This window comes from Brevundimonas sp., from assembly GCF_036677305.1.
In the GTDB taxonomy this organism is placed as follows: Bacteria; Pseudomonadota; Alphaproteobacteria; order Caulobacterales; family Caulobacteraceae; genus Brevundimonas.
In genome coordinates this window covers 1-1,734 of the sequence record NZ_JAKFEB010000248.1, presented here as the reverse complement: position 1 = coordinate 1,734, position 1,734 = coordinate 1, and the positions used below count along the sequence as shown (strand labels likewise).

2 protein-coding genes are annotated in these 1,734 nt (G+C 69.9%); both read right to left on the bottom strand.

The window, feature by feature from the left end; all coding sequences use genetic code 11:
* On the bottom strand, positions 1 to 426 hold a 426-nt coding region (locus V6M42_RS14300), incomplete at its 3' end, for a hypothetical protein (RefSeq protein WP_332679127.1).
* Positions 427 to 588: 162 nt separating this feature from the next.
* Complete coding sequence (locus V6M42_RS14295) at positions 589 to 1,596, bottom strand: outer membrane beta-barrel protein (protein ID WP_332679126.1); 1,008 nt, start codon at positions 1,594 to 1,596, stop codon at positions 589 to 591.
* Positions 1,597 to 1,734: the final 138 nt, after the last annotated feature.

Genomic DNA, 1,734 nt, shown 5'->3' with positions numbered 1-1,734 from the left:
GGCGACGCCGAACCGCGCGTCCTGGGTGATGGGAACGGCGAAGCCGCGCGATCCGGCCTCCGACCCGATGCCGTAGAAGTCGACATTGAACTCGCCGAGGCCCGCGGCGCCCAGGACGCGAAAACGGTCCGCCCCGATATAGGCCTTCTGGAACAGCAGGGCCGCCCAGCTTTCGCTGTCGGTGTAGAGACCGCCCGCGCCGCTGGTCCAGGGCCGCTCCGAGCCGCCGGCCTTGTAGAGAAGGCCAGCCGCCACGGCCAGGCCGTCGCCGATGGCGGGATCGGAAATCGGGATCGGCAGGGGGATGAAGCTGAAGTCGTGAGGACGCCAGCCCGGCGCCTGAACCGCGGCGTCGGCGGGGACCTGCGGCGGCGTTCCATCGGCCTGCGCCGCGGCCTGACCGGCCGACAGGACCGAGACAAGCATCAGCCCGCCGCCCGCGAGCGACGAGCCGCATCCCCGGAGGGTCGCGCGGCCCTGTCGAAGGAAGAGACTCAAGCCTGTCAGGCGATGGCCCCGGCGGGGCGCCGCCTCAACCCCGATCCCGCCAGTTTCGCAGCCCGTCTTGCCGACCATCGACATGGCTCCCTAGAACCGCTGGACGATTGACAGAATGAAGCGCTCGCCATGCGGCGCGTAGCCATACTCGGCCTGTAGCGCCAGGCCGCTGTCCAGCCCGGCGTTGACGCCCACGCCCAGGCTGTAGTCGTCGACGTTCTTCACATGGGCGTCATAGCGCACCGAGAGGTCGTCCCCGTCCGGGAAGGCTCCGGGAAGCTCCGTCGTTCCCTGCACCCGGGTGTCGAGCTTGAACCAGTTGACGGTGACATAGGGGTCGACCTGGAACCGGTTGCCGACCCGCAGTCGGGGCCCGAGGCGGACGCCGAAATTGCTCGTGGAGACATCGGAGCGGTCCTTGTCGGCGATGCTTACGGTTCGGGACAATGTCGCCGCCGCGAACCAGCGCCCGGAGCCGTAGGCCGCTGTCCCGCCGAAGGTGACGATCGTGTTGTCGAGCGGCGAGTTGAAATACAGATGCTTGATCCCGCACGGCTCGGCGGGCCGGCAGACCGGCGGCCCCAGCAGGTCGTCGACGTCGATGACGACGTCGATGGCGATATCGCCCTCGACCTTGCCCAGGCTGACGAACAGATTGAGGAACGGCAGCAGCCAGAGGTCGCCCTTCACCTGCAGGCTGTCGGTGCTGCCGACGTTGTCGAAGGACACGGACGGGACGCTGACCAGTTCGACATCCGCCGGCGGCGGTTCGCCCTTGGCGACGCTCACAAGCAGGCTGTCGCCGAACACCCCCTGCCGGTCACGGACCGCGACCACCCCGATGCCGAAGGTCGGCGGCAGGATCACGCCCCGCGCCCGCGCCTGCTCGGACCACAGGGGCAGCCTGCGCACCCGCTCTTCGACCGGCGCGACGCTGTCGTCATCGCTCTCGTCGGCGGCTGAGGGGGCGGCTGAGGGGGCGGCTGCGGGGGCGGCGGTCGGGGGGGCGGCCTGCGCCCACGCGCCACTCGCCGTTCCGGTCAGCCACAGGCTGGCGGCGAAGCCGACGATGAGGGACAGATCACGCTTCAATGGCACGGCGTGATTGGAAGGCGACCGCCCCCGCTCCGCAATCGAACCGGCGCCCCAAGTCGTCTCGGGGTTTGGCCCTATGCCCCGACCGAACCTGAAGAAAGAAAGGGCGCGGCCCTCGCCGGCCGCGGGAGGGCGCTCAAG